Origin of the sequence: Campylobacter sp. CFSAN093260 (assembly GCF_012890095.1) — a bacterium.
GTDB classification, from domain to species: domain Bacteria; phylum Campylobacterota; class Campylobacteria; order Campylobacterales; family Campylobacteraceae; genus Campylobacter_D; species Campylobacter_D jejuni.
Window position 1 is genome coordinate 1,542,956 of the sequence record NZ_CP040618.1, and the last position, 13,093, is coordinate 1,556,048.

The window sequence follows — 13,093 nt, forward strand, 5'->3', positions numbered from 1 at the left end:
ACTTTAGCATACTGTTTTTAAATTTGTAGCAAGACCACCTAAAGAAGTTTCTTTGTATTTATAATTCATATCTTTTCCTGTTTCATACATGGTTTCTATAACCTCATCAAGGCTTACCATAGGAGTGGATTTGCGTGTCATTGCCATTCTAGCAGCACTTATAGCCTTAATAGCTCCAAAGGCATTTCTTTCTATGCAAGGAATTTGCACAAGTCCTGCAACTGGATCGCAAGTTAAACCTAGATGATGTTCCATTGCCATTTCAGCAGCGTTGCATGCTTTAAAAGCATTAACCCCTAAAACTGTTGCCATAGCCGCAGCTGCCATAGAACTAGCACTACCAATTTCTGCTTGACAGCCTGCTTCTGCTCCGCTAATACTTGCATTTTTCTTATAAAAAGAACCTATAAGCATTGCTGTTAATAAAAACTCTATAGCTTTTTCATCACTAAAACCTATAGTATGATTTTTAAGATAAAGCATAACAGCAGGGATAACGGCACATGCTCCATTTGTTGGCGCGGTTACAACTTTTGCTCCGCTAGCATTTTCTTCAGCAATCGCAATAGCATATAAAGAAATAAAATCTATAATGCCCATAGGATCAGCTGTCATCGCCACTCTTTCTTTAAGCCCTTTAGCTCTACGTTTTAAATGAAGTTTTCCGGGCAAATAATCTTCATTTGGATGCGTACCATTATAATACACTTCTTGCATCACTTCCCAAATTTCAAGACAATAAGCACGAATTTCCTCTTTAGTGTGAAATTGCAATTCATAACGATAGGAAAGCTCTGCTAAATCCCAATCTCTTTTATCGCAAAGCTCTAAAGCTTCTTTAGCGTTATTAAGCTCTATATCTAGTTTTTTCTTTTTATTTTGGTTAGAATTTTTACCTTTTTTTTCTAATTCCGCAGCTGTTAAAACAAAGCCTCCACCTACAGAATAATAAGTTTCCTCATCAACTAACCCACCTTTACAATCATAAGCTTTAATTTTCATACCATTCTCATGTAAAGGTAAAAAATCTTTAGAAAATATCAAATCTTTTTCATAATTAAAACTAAGTTTTTTCTCGCCACAAAAATCAATTTGAGCATTTTCAATAGCATTTTTATTTACTTCATCTTGTATTGCCGCACTTAAATTTTTAGCTTCTAAGCCATTTAACCCCCAAATCACAGCCTTATCACTCAAGTGTCCTTTGCCTGTTAACGACAAAGAACCATAAAGAGTAACCTCAACTCTATCAATTTCATCAAGCTTTTTAGCAACTTTTTTACAAAATAAATTTCCAGCAAGCATAGGCCCTAAAGTATGAGAAGAAGAAGGGCCAACACCTATTTTAAAAATGCTTAAATTACTCATTTTTTATCCTTAATTTATAAAAGATCATGAATTGCAGCAGAAATTGCAACTATCCCCATTACCAAAACAAAAAGATCTAAAAATTTATTACGAAACCTTGCCAAAATATCAAAACGATAAATACAATAAAGCGGCATTAAGAAAAGCAAAATAGCCAAAACAGGACCACCAATAGCCTCGATAATTCCTATAACACTTGGATTTTTATACGCAACAAGCCACGCGATAGCAAAGGTAATGATCGCTGTTAAAGTTTGAGCGAATTTACCTTGAATTCTACCATTACTTGCTTTATATAAAATACCATTTAAGCCTTCTTGAGAACCAAGATAATGCCCTAAGAAACTTTTGCTAATAGCCACAAGTGCAACAATAGGTCCAACATAAGCTAGTAAAGAAACTTCAGGAAATTTATTTGCTATAAAAGTAAGAATATTGATATTTTGATCTTTTGCTGATGCAAAATCTTCTGGTGTAAAGGTTAAAGCACAAGAAAAAACAAAAAACATTACAACAAAAACCATAAGAATAATTGCCAAAGAAATAATTTTTCTAGCGCGAGGTTCAGCATAACCACCATATTCTTTTTTACAATAACAAGCAAGTGAAGAAATGATAGGAGAGTGATTAAAACTAAATACCATCACAGGAATAACAAGCCATAAAGTAACCCAAAAATTACTTGTTGAAATTACGGAAAAATCAACATTTGCAAATAACGATAAATTCCATTGTGGAATTAAAAGCAATGAAAAAATAAATAAAAATATAATAAAAGGAAAAACAAGAAAACTCATTGCTTTTGTTACAACATTTTCACCAAGAATAGAAATCAAAACCAAAACTCCAACAATCAAAAAACTCACCCACCAACGAGCAGCATGAGTAAGATCTGCATTGAAATTGAACTGATTGATTAAGAACTCAAGCAAAGTTGTTGTAAGATTAGCACTATAAACCAATAAAATAGGCAAAATAGCAAAAAAATACAAAAGTGTAATTAAAAATCCACCGCCCTTGCCAAAATAACTTTCTGCAACAAAAGTAATATCATCTTTTGGATTAGAACTTGAAAGCACAAAGCGACATAAATTTCTATGAGCTAAGTAAGTCATAGGAAAAGCTAAAACAAGTATAACTAACAAAGGTATCAATCCACCAAGCCCAGCACTAATAGGCAACAAAAGTACGCCGGCTCCAATAGCTGTTCCAAAAAGAGATAAAACCCACCTTGTATCGTGACTAGTCCATTTAGGAGTATTCATTATTCTTCCTTAAATTTAAGATTACATCTCTTTTATTTTAGCAAAATATTTATAAATAATTATTTTTTAAAAAAATATTTTAAATCTTATGTAACATTTTGTAAATTTAATTTTATAAAAAAACAATCACTTGTATCAATAAAGTATTATTTTAAAACTAAATATATTTTGGGTTTTGCAATCAAAAAATAAAAATTTGGAAGACTATGCTTCCAAATTTTTGCATCAAATTTTCTAAGGGAGTTAAATTTTCAAAAATTAATCTAATTTTTGACCTAGGATATTTCCTTGCATATCTGTATAAACTTCCATATTGTTATTAAACTTAAATTTATAACCATTAATTTCTTTATCTACTTCAAGAATTTGAGCATTTGATTGAGTTGCACTCACTTTTTTCATAACATTGGGTAAGATAGTATGTGGCAAAGCCTTATATTTTCCATCAACTTCTTTCCACTCTCCATTGATCATAAAATCAATTTCAGTTCCATCATTTAAAATCACATCATAAGAATCTATATCTTTTTTCACCAAACCAATTTGAGCGGTTTTAAAATTTTTAGAAATAAATTCTTTGGCATTATTTGGAAGTTCGCTAGCAGGAACAACCATATCTTTAGCTAAAAGCACCGTAGTACCCAACAAAGCAAGTAAAGTTAGTTTTGCTTTCATAATTTCTCCTTTTTTTGTCTTGGTTGGCGAAAGTTTAACTCAAAACTGTGAAGTGAATGTGAAACTTAAAAAATAATTTTCAAGCTTTCATTCTCAACACTTATACCTTGACTTTTTATAAATTTTATTTCTTTTCCATCTTCAAATTTTAAAATATCTTTATCTTTTAGATTAATATCATAAGTTAAAATATGCAAAACAATATCATAAATACAAAAGAAAAGTTCTTTTTCTTCTATGTTTAAATCACAAACTTCAAGTTCTAATTTATCAAAATTTCTAAGCCCATAAGTATAAGCATTAACTCCATTTTCACTAGGATAAACACTAACATATATCCAATTATATACCGGCAAGCGATTATCATCTAACATTTTTGCATTTTCTATATAAAAACTGGGCTCTAAAACAACTGCACCTGTATAAAAACCTAAAGCATGTTTATTTTCCAAACATAAAGCTGCAATTTTCGTAAACATTTTAGCTTGTTCTAATTTGCTTTGATCTTGACTTAGCACCGCTATAAGAAGATGAGCTTTATGTTTTTTAGTTTGCTCTAAGGCATCTTTCCACATAAAATTAAAATTTGCATAGTATTCTGCTTCGTGATTAGGTATAGGATTTTTAATCAAATTTAGAGTAACTAACATATTTTCATATGAAAAAATCACGCCCTCTTTGGTAAAATTTTCATCAGCTATTTTTATATTAAATTTATCTTCTAAAATGCTTTTTAACTCCGAAAAATTAAAATCAACTTCATCAAGAAGAACAAAAGAGGTAAAATTGTGATTTAATTCTATAGTCATGTTAAACCCTATTAAATTTTTATAAATTATAACCTAATAAAAATAAATACTATAAACAAGAATTTCTTAAAAATTATGATAATTGATATTAATTATAAATTTATTTTTTATACAGTATAATCTTTTAAAATTTATAAGTATATTTTTGGAGAAAAATATGGAATTTTTAAAAGATTACATCGATTTAATTATCTTTTTAATTCTAGGAATTATGGCATTTATAGCTTTTTGGTGTGTTGTAGAAAGAATGCTATTTTTTAGAAAAATTAACTTTAAAAATTATGAGAATCAAGAGCAATTTGATGATGCGATTAGTGAAAATTTAACCACTATATATATCATCTATTCCAATGCCCCTTATATAGGACTTTTAGGCACTGTAATAGGCATCATGGTTACATTTTACGAAATGGGCTTGGCGGGCAATATAGATGTCAAATCTATAATCGTGGGGCTTTCTTTAGCTCTTAAAGCTACAGCCTTAGGACTTTTGGTTGCTATTCCTGCTTTAATGGCTTATAATGCCTTACTTAGAAAAGTTTCCCTCTTAAGCAATGCTTATAAGGCAAATAAAAATGCTTAAACTACCAAAAAATGAAGGTTTAAATATAGTCCCATTTATAGACATTATGCTTGTTTTGCTTGCTATAGTGCTTAGTATTTCAACCTTTATTGCGCATGGAAAAATTCAAATCTCACTTCCTTCAAGTGAAAATGCTACCAATATAAGCAATAATGAAAAAAAACTTCTTATAACCATAGACGAAAAAAATACTTTTTATTTAAATGACAAATTAGCTGATTTAAATGAAGTTCAAAATGCTATTTTTTCACTTGATAAAAAAACCATAGTAGAACTAAAAAGCGATAAAAATGCTAAATTTGAAAGCTTTGTAAAAATTATAGATTTTTTAAAAGTCAAAGAACATGAAAATTTTCAGATTCTTACTGAGAAAAACAAATGAAAACTTTATTTTTAAATTATAAATACCAAGCTTCTTATATAACTTTTATAGTCTTTATACCTTTGCTTTTTGTCATTTTTTACTCAAATGACTTTTTTAAAATGGAAATTAAAAATGAAGATTCTTTTTCTTTAGCAATAAAACAATTTACCCAAACTAATCCAACAAATGAGACCAAACCAACAGAATCCATTATAGAACCTATCAAACCAAAACCTCAGCCAAAAGTTATTAAAAAAACTCCTGAAAAAATGCAAAAAAAAGATAAAAAAAACACCTCCACACCCAATACCAAATAAAACCCCAATAGCACCAACTCAAGAAGTTAAAACTTTTGCAAAAACAACTGATACAAATGTCAAACCTAAGATCACTCAATTAACACAAGGAAAAGATAATCACCCTGTATTAAAGAAATCCAAAAAGCTATACAACAAGCACAATTTTATCCAAGGCAAGCAAAAAAAATGCGTATGCAAGGAACTGTAAAAGTAGAATTTTTATGGAAAGAAAACAAAACTTTAGCAGATTTAAAAATTATAGAAAGCTCAGGATATGATTTATTAGATAAAAGTGCTTTAGAAAGCATAAGAAAAGCTTCTTTAAATTTTCCACACTATAACGGAGATTTAAGAATTACACTACCTATTATATATGATTTTAAAACCCTAAGAGGATAAAATTATAATTTGCTACACTCTCTTATCTACAATTTGTGCTTCTTGATTTTCAATTTTATTTTGAAAATCTTTACTTAAATTCTGACTTAATTCTTGCAAAGATTTTTGCTTCAGTTTTTCAAATTCTTCAGGATTGCTAGCCTCAAGCTTTGCCTGCTCATCAGCACTTAAAGCACTTAAACCTTTTTCTTGAGCTTTTTGAAGCAAATCTTCGTCTTCTTTTTCTTTGATATTATTTTCCTTATCATCTTTTTTATTGATTTTTTGCGGATCTATGGTTTTCATAGCATTAGCTCCACCACCTGATGCTTCTTTAATGTCGCTTAAAATTTCTCTCATGCTAGGTTCTTTAACATCACTATCATCAACTTTACCATCTTTATTTACATCTTTATCAATAAAAAAATTTAATTTTTCTTCTATATTTGCATCATCAGATATTTTTTCATCGCTTGTTTTAAAGCCTAAATTTTGCATACTTTGTTGAAGGGTACTTGTATTAAAATTTAATTTTACACTTTGTTGTTTATTATTTAAATTTGAATTTAAAGAACCAAAATTATCTTTTACACTTTCAAACCAATTTGAAACAAATTGATTTGCTTCGCCATTAAGCCTTATACTACCATCATTTCTAGCAACATAATTCATATAAGAACCGAAATTTTTTTGTAAACTACTATAATTTTCATCGCTTAAATTTAAAGCTATAAGTTCACCTTGCTTATTTTCAAAAACAACCTTAACACCATCGCTATTTAAACTCGAAAGATCTTGCACGGGAATTTTATCTTGATCTTCTTTTTTTAATACGCTAAGCTCTTTTTTATCAACATTATTAGTTAAAGAATGGGTTAAACTAGCAGAAGTATCGATTTTCATTATTTATCCTTTTTTACATTTTGCAAATAAACCTAAACGACACATTTTTCTCTCATGTGAATTTTTTAAAGAATTACACTTTTTAAGTTCTTGCTCGTAGTTAGCACAAGAATTTGCAAAAGCAAAAGAACTCAAAATGCTTAAAACCAAAATTATTTTTAACACTTTCCAATCCTTATTTTAAAGATTTTTTAGTTAAAATTATACCTTTTATAATCGACAAAATCTTAAAAAACTTTATAATCTCAGAAAGGAATCAATGAAAGCATTAGCTCTTTTTAGCGGTGGGCTTGATAGTATGCTTGCAATGAAACTCATCACTGCACAAGGCATAGAAGTTAAAGCTCTAAATATCAACATAGGTTTTGGAAGCACAAGTGATAAAAGCGAAATCATGAAAAAGCGTGCAGCGATGGTAGGTGCGGATTTTGAAATGATAGATGTAAGAAATTCCTATCTTCAAGAAGTGCTTTTTAATCCACAATATGGCTATGGCAAACATTTTAATCCTTGTATAGATTGTCATGCTTTTATGTTTAAAACTGCTCTTGCTATGTTAAAAGAAGAAAATGCAAGTTTTATCATCACAGGAGAAGTTTTAGGACAACGCCCTATGAGTCAAAGAAGTGATGCAATGGCAAAGGTTAAAAAACTTGCTCTTGATGAAGAAGATTTAATCTTGCGTCCTATGTGTGCAAAAAACCTACCTCTAACCAAACCTGAAAGAGAAGGTTGGGTAGATAGAGAAAAACTCGAAGGTATTAGCGGAAGAAGTCGTAAAAGACAACTTGAACTTGCAGCTAAATTTGGATTAGAAGACTTTGAAAGCCCAGGTGGAGGTTGTTTGCTAACTCTTGATAGTTTTGCTAAAAAAATTCGAGATTTCATAGAATTTGACAAAGATATGCAGGTTAATGACGCACAACTTTTAAAATATGGTCGTCATTTAAGATTACCCAATGGAGCTAAAATGATCATAGGTAGAAATGAACTTGAAAATACTCTTTTAAAAGGTTTAAAAACTCCTAAATATGAAGTAATAGAACTTGGAGATTTAATCGGAGCTTACTCTTTGGTAGATGAAAAAATTTCAGAAAAAGACTTAGAACTTGCCTTAAAAATAGCCCTTACCTATACTAAACACGAAGCAGGAAAAAGCTATGAACTTAAATTTAAAAATCAAGCTTATACAAGTATAGCTTTTGAAAATAAGGCTGATATTAATCAATTTTTTATTAGTTAAAGTATAAAGTATTTAGCAAAACAAGCGATATAGTATTTGAATCTTTTCAAAATATTGCAATCAAGCCCATGAAAATGGGCTTTTTTTATTTTAATCCATAAGCATTTTTTAAATTGTTTAAATTCGCACTCGTATTTAAAAGCAGACAATCAGCCAAAACTAAACGCACCATAGCACTAGCTACAACACTTCCTCTAACACCTACACAAGGATCATGCCTACCTTTGAGTTCAAATTCCAAATTATTGCCAAATTTATCTATACTTTCTTGCTTAGCAAAAATAGAAGGAGTAGGTTTAAAATAAGTTTTTAAAATAAGATTTTCTCCATTTGAAATTCCTCCTAAAATTCCTCCGCTATGATTGCTTAAAAACTTGCCATCTTTTAAAGCATCATTATTACACGATCCGCGCATTTTGCTTGCATTAATACCTTCGCCTATTTCAACTGCTTTAACAGCATTAACTCCCATTAAAGCATGAGCTAATTTAGAGTCTAACTTATCATAAAGAACTTCTCCAAGTCCCACAAGCATACCACTAACTTTTGTAAAAACAGCAGCGCCTACACTATCTTTTGAATTTCTAGCATTTAAAATTTCATTTTTAAAGTCACTTTCTAGTTTTGGATCAAGGCAAAAAATTTCACTTTTCTTAGCAAATTCAAAATCAAATTCTTCTTCTTTTAAATTTGATACAAAAGTTCCTACTCCAAAAACACCACTTTGAACACAAATACCAAATTCACGCAAAAGCATGGCTGCAACTGCACCACCAGCCACTCTAGCAACACTTTCCCTAGCACTTGATCTACCCCCACCCCTATGATCTCTTATGCCATATTTATAAAAATAAGTAAAATCCGCATGAGCAGGACGAAATAGATCTTTTAAATTATCATAATCTTTAGAATGAGCATTTTCATTAAAAACTACTATAGCTATGGGATGACCCGTTGTATATCCTTCAAAAACCCCGCTTAAAACCTGAGCTTTATCGCTTTCTTTTCTTGGTGTTGCAAATTTACTTCCGCCTTTGCGTTTATCAAGCTCATTTTGCAAAAATTCTTCATCAAATTTAACCCCAGCAGGCATTCCATCAATAATACATCCAACAGCCACACCATGAGACTCACCAAAACTTGTAAATTTCAATCTCGTACCAAAGGTATTCACTATAAAGCTCCTAATTTCTCAAGTGCAATTTTTGCTGCCATTTGCTGTGCTTCTTTTTTGCTTCCTGCAATAGCTCTTGCAAGTTCTTTACCATCAAGCATTAAAGCAATTTCAAATTGCTTTAAATGATCAGGGCCAAAAGCACGCACTGTTTCATACTGCGGAGTTTGTCCGATTTTTCCCTGTGTAATCTCTTGTAATTTTGTTTTATAATCTTTTATAAGAATTTTTGCATCAATTTGAGGGAAATTTTTTTCTATAAGCCTTAAAGCAATAGTTTTTGCAAACTCGAACCCAGCTTCTAAATGTATAGCACCTATAATGGCTTCTAACGCATCTGAAAGTATAGAAGGCTTTTCTTTTCCTCCATTGTTTTCCTCAGCAACACTCATAAGAATAAAATCGCCCAAATTTAAACTATTTGCAATTTTTGCAAAAGACTTTTCATTCACTAAAGCTGCTCTAAGCTTAGATAAATCTCCTTCAGCATCTTTGGCGAATTTATGAAAAAGGTATTCACCTACAACTAAATCAAGCACGGCATCACCTAAGAATTCCAAGCGTTCGTTGTTGTAAGATTTTTTAAAACTTTTATGGGTTAAAGCATGTATAAGAAGATTTTTATCTTTAAATTCATAAGTTAAACTCTGCTCTAGCTTTTCAATGTTTTTCATCATTTTCCCTTGCAATTTTCAAAGCAGCTTCACGCGCCAATGTATCACACCTTTCATTTTCCAAATGTCCATTATGTGCTTTTACCCAAAAAGCCTTAATCTTATGAGATTTTGCCACTTTAATATATTCCTTCCATAAATCTATATTTTTTTTACCTTTAAAATCCTTTTTTATCCATCTTTCTAGCCATTCATTAATACTTTGAACCATTAGGTTAGAATCTGTAAAAAGCGAAATTTCACAAGGCTCTTTTAAAGCCTTCAAAGATTCAATAATTGCCATTAGCTCCATTCTATTGTTAGTGGTATTAGCCTCAGCTCCAAAACCTTCCTTTTGATACTCCTTATAACGCAAAATATAAGCCCATCCGCCAAAACCTGGATTATTAAGACATGAACCATCTGTATAAATTTCAATGTGTTTCATTGTTTTTCACTTCATAAATAATTTTACAAGTATTAAACTCATAACAAATAGGACAGTGATAAAAAAACAAAGGCATTACATTTTTACACTCAGAACAACGATATGAAAATTCTAACCCCGCATTAAAAGAATTATCTTTTAAAATTTTTAACATTTTAAAGTTAGAATTTTTAAAAACAAACTGGTGCGTATCATCATGCTTTGAAATTTTACCCAAAGCATAAAAGAATTCTAAAAAATCTTGATTTTCTAAATTAAACGCTTCATTTTCTCTATAAAGCAAATCACAAATATCAAAAAAATTTTGCCCTAAAAACATATGATATTTTTCAAAAACTAAACGCCCCAACATAGGATTATCTTCTATTTTAAATTCTAAAAGTTTTTTCTTTTTTTCTTCATCAGTAATATTAAAAGTACAAAGTTCTAAAGCTTTGATAAAATCATGTTCTTTTTGTACATCTTCATTAAGCTCAAAAAGACATTCTAAAAGTTCTAAATTTTCTTTATAAGAACGAAGTTTTAAATAAACAATTTTTAAAAGTTTTAAGGCTTGTATATTTCTTGGACGCAGTTTTAAAGCTTGTAATAAAACTTCTTTTGCACGCTCTAAAAATCCTGCTTTAAAATAAACTTTTGCTAAAGAAAGGAAAATAAATTCTCTTTCTTGTTTATCTTTACATTTTTCAAGAGCAATCAAATAAATTTGAGTTGCTTTTTCAAATTCCCCGCTTTTAGTAAAAATTTCAGCCAAAAAACTTAAATTTCCAAAACTCAAGCTACTATTTCTTAATAACTCTTTATGAGCGTTATCCATTTCAAATTTTTTTATAAATTTTTCAAGCTTTTGTTCTTCATCTTTGTTAGCAAATATTTTCCAAATATAATTTGCAACAGCTACAACAAATACTAAAATGGTTAAAATTATAAGCCCTACTAAAGGGTCTCTGTATTCTACAAAGAAAAAATCCATAGTCTCGCTCTAAAAATTTTATGCCAAATTATAGCCAAATCTTTGTATAATTTTAACAAGGTTTGTAAAATGATAACTAAAGAAAGTATAGAAAATTTATCCCAAAGACTTAATATTGTTGATATTATAGAAAATTATATTGAAGTAAAAAAACAAGGCTCTAGTTTTGTATGTATCTGTCCTTTTCATGCAGATAAAAACCCGTCTATGCATATCAATCCTATCAAAGGTTTTTATCATTGTTTTGCCTGCAAGGCTGGTGGAGATGCTTTTAAATTTGTAATGGATTATGAAAAATTAAGTTTTACTGATGCAGTTGAAAAAGTTGCAAGCCTTAGTAATTTTACTTTGAGTTATACAAAAGAAAAACAAGAAAATAAAAAAGAGCTAAAGTCTATACTACCAAGCTTAAATGCGTATTTTAAAGATAATCTCAAACACCACAAAGAAGTTTTAACCTATCTTTACCAGAGAGCTTTAAATGACAAAGATATAGCCAAATTCGAATTAGGTTTTGCAGGAGCAAGTGAAGATAGTATAAGATTATTGCAAAATCAAAAAATTCCTTTAGAAGATGCTATGAGTGTTGGAGCTTTAAAAAAAGATGAAAATAATGAATTTTACGCAAGTTTTATATGGCGTATCACCTTTCCAATCTACGATCATAAAGACTTATTGGTAGGGTTTGGAGGGCGCACTTTAAATCCCAATGTACCGGCAAAGTATGTAAATTCACCCCAAAATATACTTTTTGATAAAAGTAGAATTTTTTATGCTTTTAACATCGCTAAAGAAAATATAGCCAAAAAAAAAGAAATAATAGTATGTGAAGGCTACATGGATGCAATAGCTTTTCACAAAGCAGGGTTTAACAATGCTGTAGCAGTTCTTGGAACAGCATTAACCGAACATCATCTACCCTTAATCCGCCGTTATGATGCAAAAGTGATTTTATGTTTTGACAATGATGAAGCAGGATTAAAAGCTGCGACACGATCTGCATTTTTATTAAGCACAAACAAAATAGACGGTAAAGTGGCAATTTTGCAAGGCGGAAAAGATCCTGCTGAGCTCGTAGCAAAAAATGAAAGCACAAAACTCCATAATATACTCGATGAAGGAATAGAGCTTGGTGAATTTTATATCAGACGCTTAATATCCACTCATTCCATAATTTCTGCTCTTGATAAACAAAAAGCTTTAGAAACTATACAAAAATTCACCTTTAATCTTGAACCTTTAGTGGCAAATTCTTACACTAGTCTAGTTTCAAATTTATTAAAAGTGGATGAAAAATTTATTGTCTTATCACAAAATTCAAAAAAAACCATACAAACCCCTTTAATTTCTCAAAATAAATACAATTTTCCTAAAGAAAAAATTCACATTGCAGAATTAGAACTTATAGCCTTTTTAAAACAGCATCCAGATATATGTAACGATTTTAAGCAAATTAGTGATAGTGTTTGTTTTAAACATAAGATTTTATTGGATAAAATTTTAGAAAAAAAAGGTTATGAAGATAGTGATATTAGAGAATTTGAAAGTAAAAATATTCGAAAAAATTTAAACTATAGCGAATTCTTGTTAGGTATTTGCAAGGTTAATTTAGCTTTTTTAAACAATGTAAAAATTAAAAATTCTACACTCGCATTAAAAAAACAACTTTTTACGCTTATTGATAAAAATTTAAATCTTTTAATTAAAAATTTAAATACCGAAGAATTAAATAATTTTTTAAAAGAATATTTAAGCTTCTTAAAATATGAAAAAAACGAAGAAATTCTGCAACAATCATTTAGAAACTTAAATGGAATTTTTGGTAACAAAAACTTTACAGCTTATGATTTAGGATTTAGCATACAAAATAATGACGAACCTTTTTAATTTATTTAAATTTCAAGCCTTAATTTACCTTTTTTTAAACACAATCACGCTAAAGTATATAAAAATTTTTA

The 13,093-nt window shown here is 29.7% G+C and carries 14 protein-coding genes and 1 pseudogene; 5 read left to right on the top strand and 10 right to left on the bottom strand.

Features of this window, described 5'->3' with window-relative positions:
* Positions 1–3: 3 nt before the first annotated feature.
* From FBF22_RS07815 to FBF22_RS07830, 4 genes are all read right to left on the bottom strand, one after another.
* Positions 4–1,368: an L-serine ammonia-lyase gene (locus FBF22_RS07815; protein WP_002858964.1), complete on the bottom strand. Its 1,365-nt coding sequence runs from the start codon at positions 1,366–1,368 to the stop codon at positions 4–6.
* 14 nt (positions 1,369–1,382) lie between these two features.
* Positions 1,383–2,633, bottom strand: a complete 1,251-nt coding sequence (locus FBF22_RS07820; protein WP_002851351.1) for an amino acid transporter — start codon at positions 2,631–2,633, stop codon at positions 1,383–1,385.
* Positions 2,634–2,891: 258 nt separating this feature from the next.
* Entirely contained in the window at positions 2,892–3,308 is a 417-nt protein-coding gene (locus FBF22_RS07825) for a PepSY-like domain-containing protein (RefSeq protein WP_002860079.1), read from the bottom strand.
* 65 nt (positions 3,309–3,373) lie between these two features.
* A complete protein-coding gene (locus tag FBF22_RS07830) occupies positions 3,374–4,117 on the bottom strand; it encodes a DUF4261 domain-containing protein (protein ID WP_002858965.1) in 744 nt (247 codons plus the stop codon).
* Positions 4,118–4,274: 157 nt separating this feature from the next.
* On the opposite strand from FBF22_RS07830, the gene exbB reads away from it, so the two are divergent.
* From exbB to FBF22_RS07845, 3 genes and pseudogenes are all read left to right on the top strand, one after another.
* A complete protein-coding gene (exbB, locus tag FBF22_RS07835; RefSeq protein WP_002871878.1) occupies positions 4,275–4,700 on the top strand; it encodes a TonB-system energizer ExbB in 426 nt (141 codons plus the stop codon).
* A complete protein-coding gene (gene exbD, locus FBF22_RS07840) occupies positions 4,693–5,082 on the top strand; it encodes a TonB system transport protein ExbD (RefSeq protein WP_002871879.1) in 390 nt (129 codons plus the stop codon). The genes exbB and exbD overlap by 8 nt, the downstream gene beginning before the upstream one ends.
* Positions 5,079–5,762 (top strand): annotated as a pseudogene (locus FBF22_RS07845) (energy transducer TonB). Before exbD ends, FBF22_RS07845 begins: the two are co-directional and overlap by 4 nt.
* A gap of 12 nt (positions 5,763–5,774) precedes the next feature.
* Here the strand turns inward: FBF22_RS07845 and FBF22_RS07850 are convergent.
* Positions 5,775–6,644, bottom strand: a complete 870-nt coding sequence (locus FBF22_RS07850; protein ID WP_002871880.1) for a hypothetical protein — start codon at positions 6,642–6,644, stop codon at positions 5,775–5,777.
* Between the two features lie 3 nt (positions 6,645–6,647).
* On the bottom strand, positions 6,648–6,809 hold the full coding sequence (locus FBF22_RS07855; protein ID WP_002778908.1) for a hypothetical protein: 162 nt from the start codon (positions 6,807–6,809) through the stop codon (positions 6,648–6,650).
* A 94-nt stretch (positions 6,810–6,903) separates the two neighbouring features.
* On the opposite strand from FBF22_RS07855, the gene FBF22_RS07860 reads away from it, so the two are divergent.
* The gene (locus FBF22_RS07860) at positions 6,904–7,887 is read left to right on the top strand and encodes an MnmA/TRMU family protein (RefSeq protein WP_002871881.1); all 984 of its coding nucleotides are present in this window, start codon (positions 6,904–6,906) and stop codon (positions 7,885–7,887) included.
* An 85-nt stretch (positions 7,888–7,972) separates the two neighbouring features.
* Here the strand turns inward: FBF22_RS07860 and aroC are convergent, their stop codons facing one another.
* From aroC to FBF22_RS07880, 4 genes are read right to left on the bottom strand one after another with little or no spacing between them, the layout of a single operon-like run.
* On the bottom strand, positions 7,973–9,061 hold the full coding sequence (aroC, locus tag FBF22_RS07865; protein ID WP_002871882.1) for a chorismate synthase: 1,089 nt from the start codon (positions 9,059–9,061) through the stop codon (positions 7,973–7,975).
* A complete protein-coding gene (rnc, locus tag FBF22_RS07870; RefSeq protein ID WP_002851153.1) occupies positions 9,061–9,735 on the bottom strand; it encodes a ribonuclease III in 675 nt (224 codons plus the stop codon). The genes aroC and rnc overlap by 1 nt, the downstream gene beginning before the upstream one ends.
* Positions 9,722–10,162, bottom strand: coding sequence for a ribonuclease HI (gene rnhA, locus FBF22_RS07875; RefSeq protein WP_002871883.1), 441 nt, complete (start codon positions 10,160–10,162; stop codon positions 9,722–9,724). The genes rnc and rnhA overlap by 14 nt, the downstream gene beginning before the upstream one ends.
* Positions 10,149–11,135 carry a CDC27 family protein gene (locus FBF22_RS07880; RefSeq protein WP_002871884.1) on the bottom strand — a complete coding sequence of 329 codons (987 nt, stop codon included), beginning with the start codon at positions 11,133–11,135 and terminating at the stop codon, positions 10,149–10,151. Before FBF22_RS07880 ends, rnhA begins: the two co-directional genes overlap by 14 nt.
* 69 nt (positions 11,136–11,204) lie before the next feature.
* On the opposite strand from FBF22_RS07880, the gene dnaG reads away from it, so the two are divergent.
* Positions 11,205–13,022 carry a DNA primase gene (gene dnaG, locus FBF22_RS07885; RefSeq protein ID WP_002871885.1) on the top strand — a complete coding sequence of 606 codons (1,818 nt, stop codon included), beginning with the start codon at positions 11,205–11,207 and terminating at the stop codon, positions 13,020–13,022.
* The last annotated feature ends 71 nt before the right edge of the window (positions 13,023–13,093 follow it).

What these genes read in the sequence shown, in the direction of transcription:
- FBF22_RS07815 (WP_002858964.1), bottom strand. Translation starts at nt 1,368, where the DNA reads ATGAGTAATTTAAGCATTTTTAAAATAGGTGTTGGCCCTTCTTCTTCT.
- FBF22_RS07820 (WP_002851351.1), bottom strand. Translation starts at nt 2,633, where the DNA reads ATGAATACTCCTAAATGGACTAGTCACGATACAAGGTGGGTTTTATCT.
- FBF22_RS07825 (WP_002860079.1), bottom strand. Translation starts at nt 3,308, where the DNA reads ATGAAAGCAAAACTAACTTTACTTGCTTTGTTGGGTACTACGGTGCTT.
- FBF22_RS07830 (WP_002858965.1), bottom strand. Translation starts at nt 4,117, where the DNA reads ATGACTATAGAATTAAATCACAATTTTACCTCTTTTGTTCTTCTTGAT.
- exbB (WP_002871878.1), top strand. Translation starts at nt 4,275, where the DNA reads ATGGAATTTTTAAAAGATTACATCGATTTAATTATCTTTTTAATTCTA.
- exbD (WP_002871879.1), top strand. Translation starts at nt 4,693, where the DNA reads ATGCTTAAACTACCAAAAAATGAAGGTTTAAATATAGTCCCATTTATA.
- FBF22_RS07850 (WP_002871880.1), bottom strand. Translation starts at nt 6,644, where the DNA reads ATGAAAATCGATACTTCTGCTAGTTTAACCCATTCTTTAACTAATAAT.
- FBF22_RS07860 (WP_002871881.1), top strand. Translation starts at nt 6,904, where the DNA reads ATGAAAGCATTAGCTCTTTTTAGCGGTGGGCTTGATAGTATGCTTGCA.
- rnc (WP_002851153.1), bottom strand. Translation starts at nt 9,735, where the DNA reads ATGAAAAACATTGAAAAGCTAGAGCAGAGTTTAACTTATGAATTTAAA.
- rnhA (WP_002871883.1), bottom strand. Translation starts at nt 10,162, where the DNA reads ATGAAACACATTGAAATTTATACAGATGGTTCATGTCTTAATAATCCA.
- FBF22_RS07880 (WP_002871884.1), bottom strand. Translation starts at nt 11,135, where the DNA reads ATGGATTTTTTCTTTGTAGAATACAGAGACCCTTTAGTAGGGCTTATA.
- dnaG (WP_002871885.1), top strand. Translation starts at nt 11,205, where the DNA reads ATGATAACTAAAGAAAGTATAGAAAATTTATCCCAAAGACTTAATATT.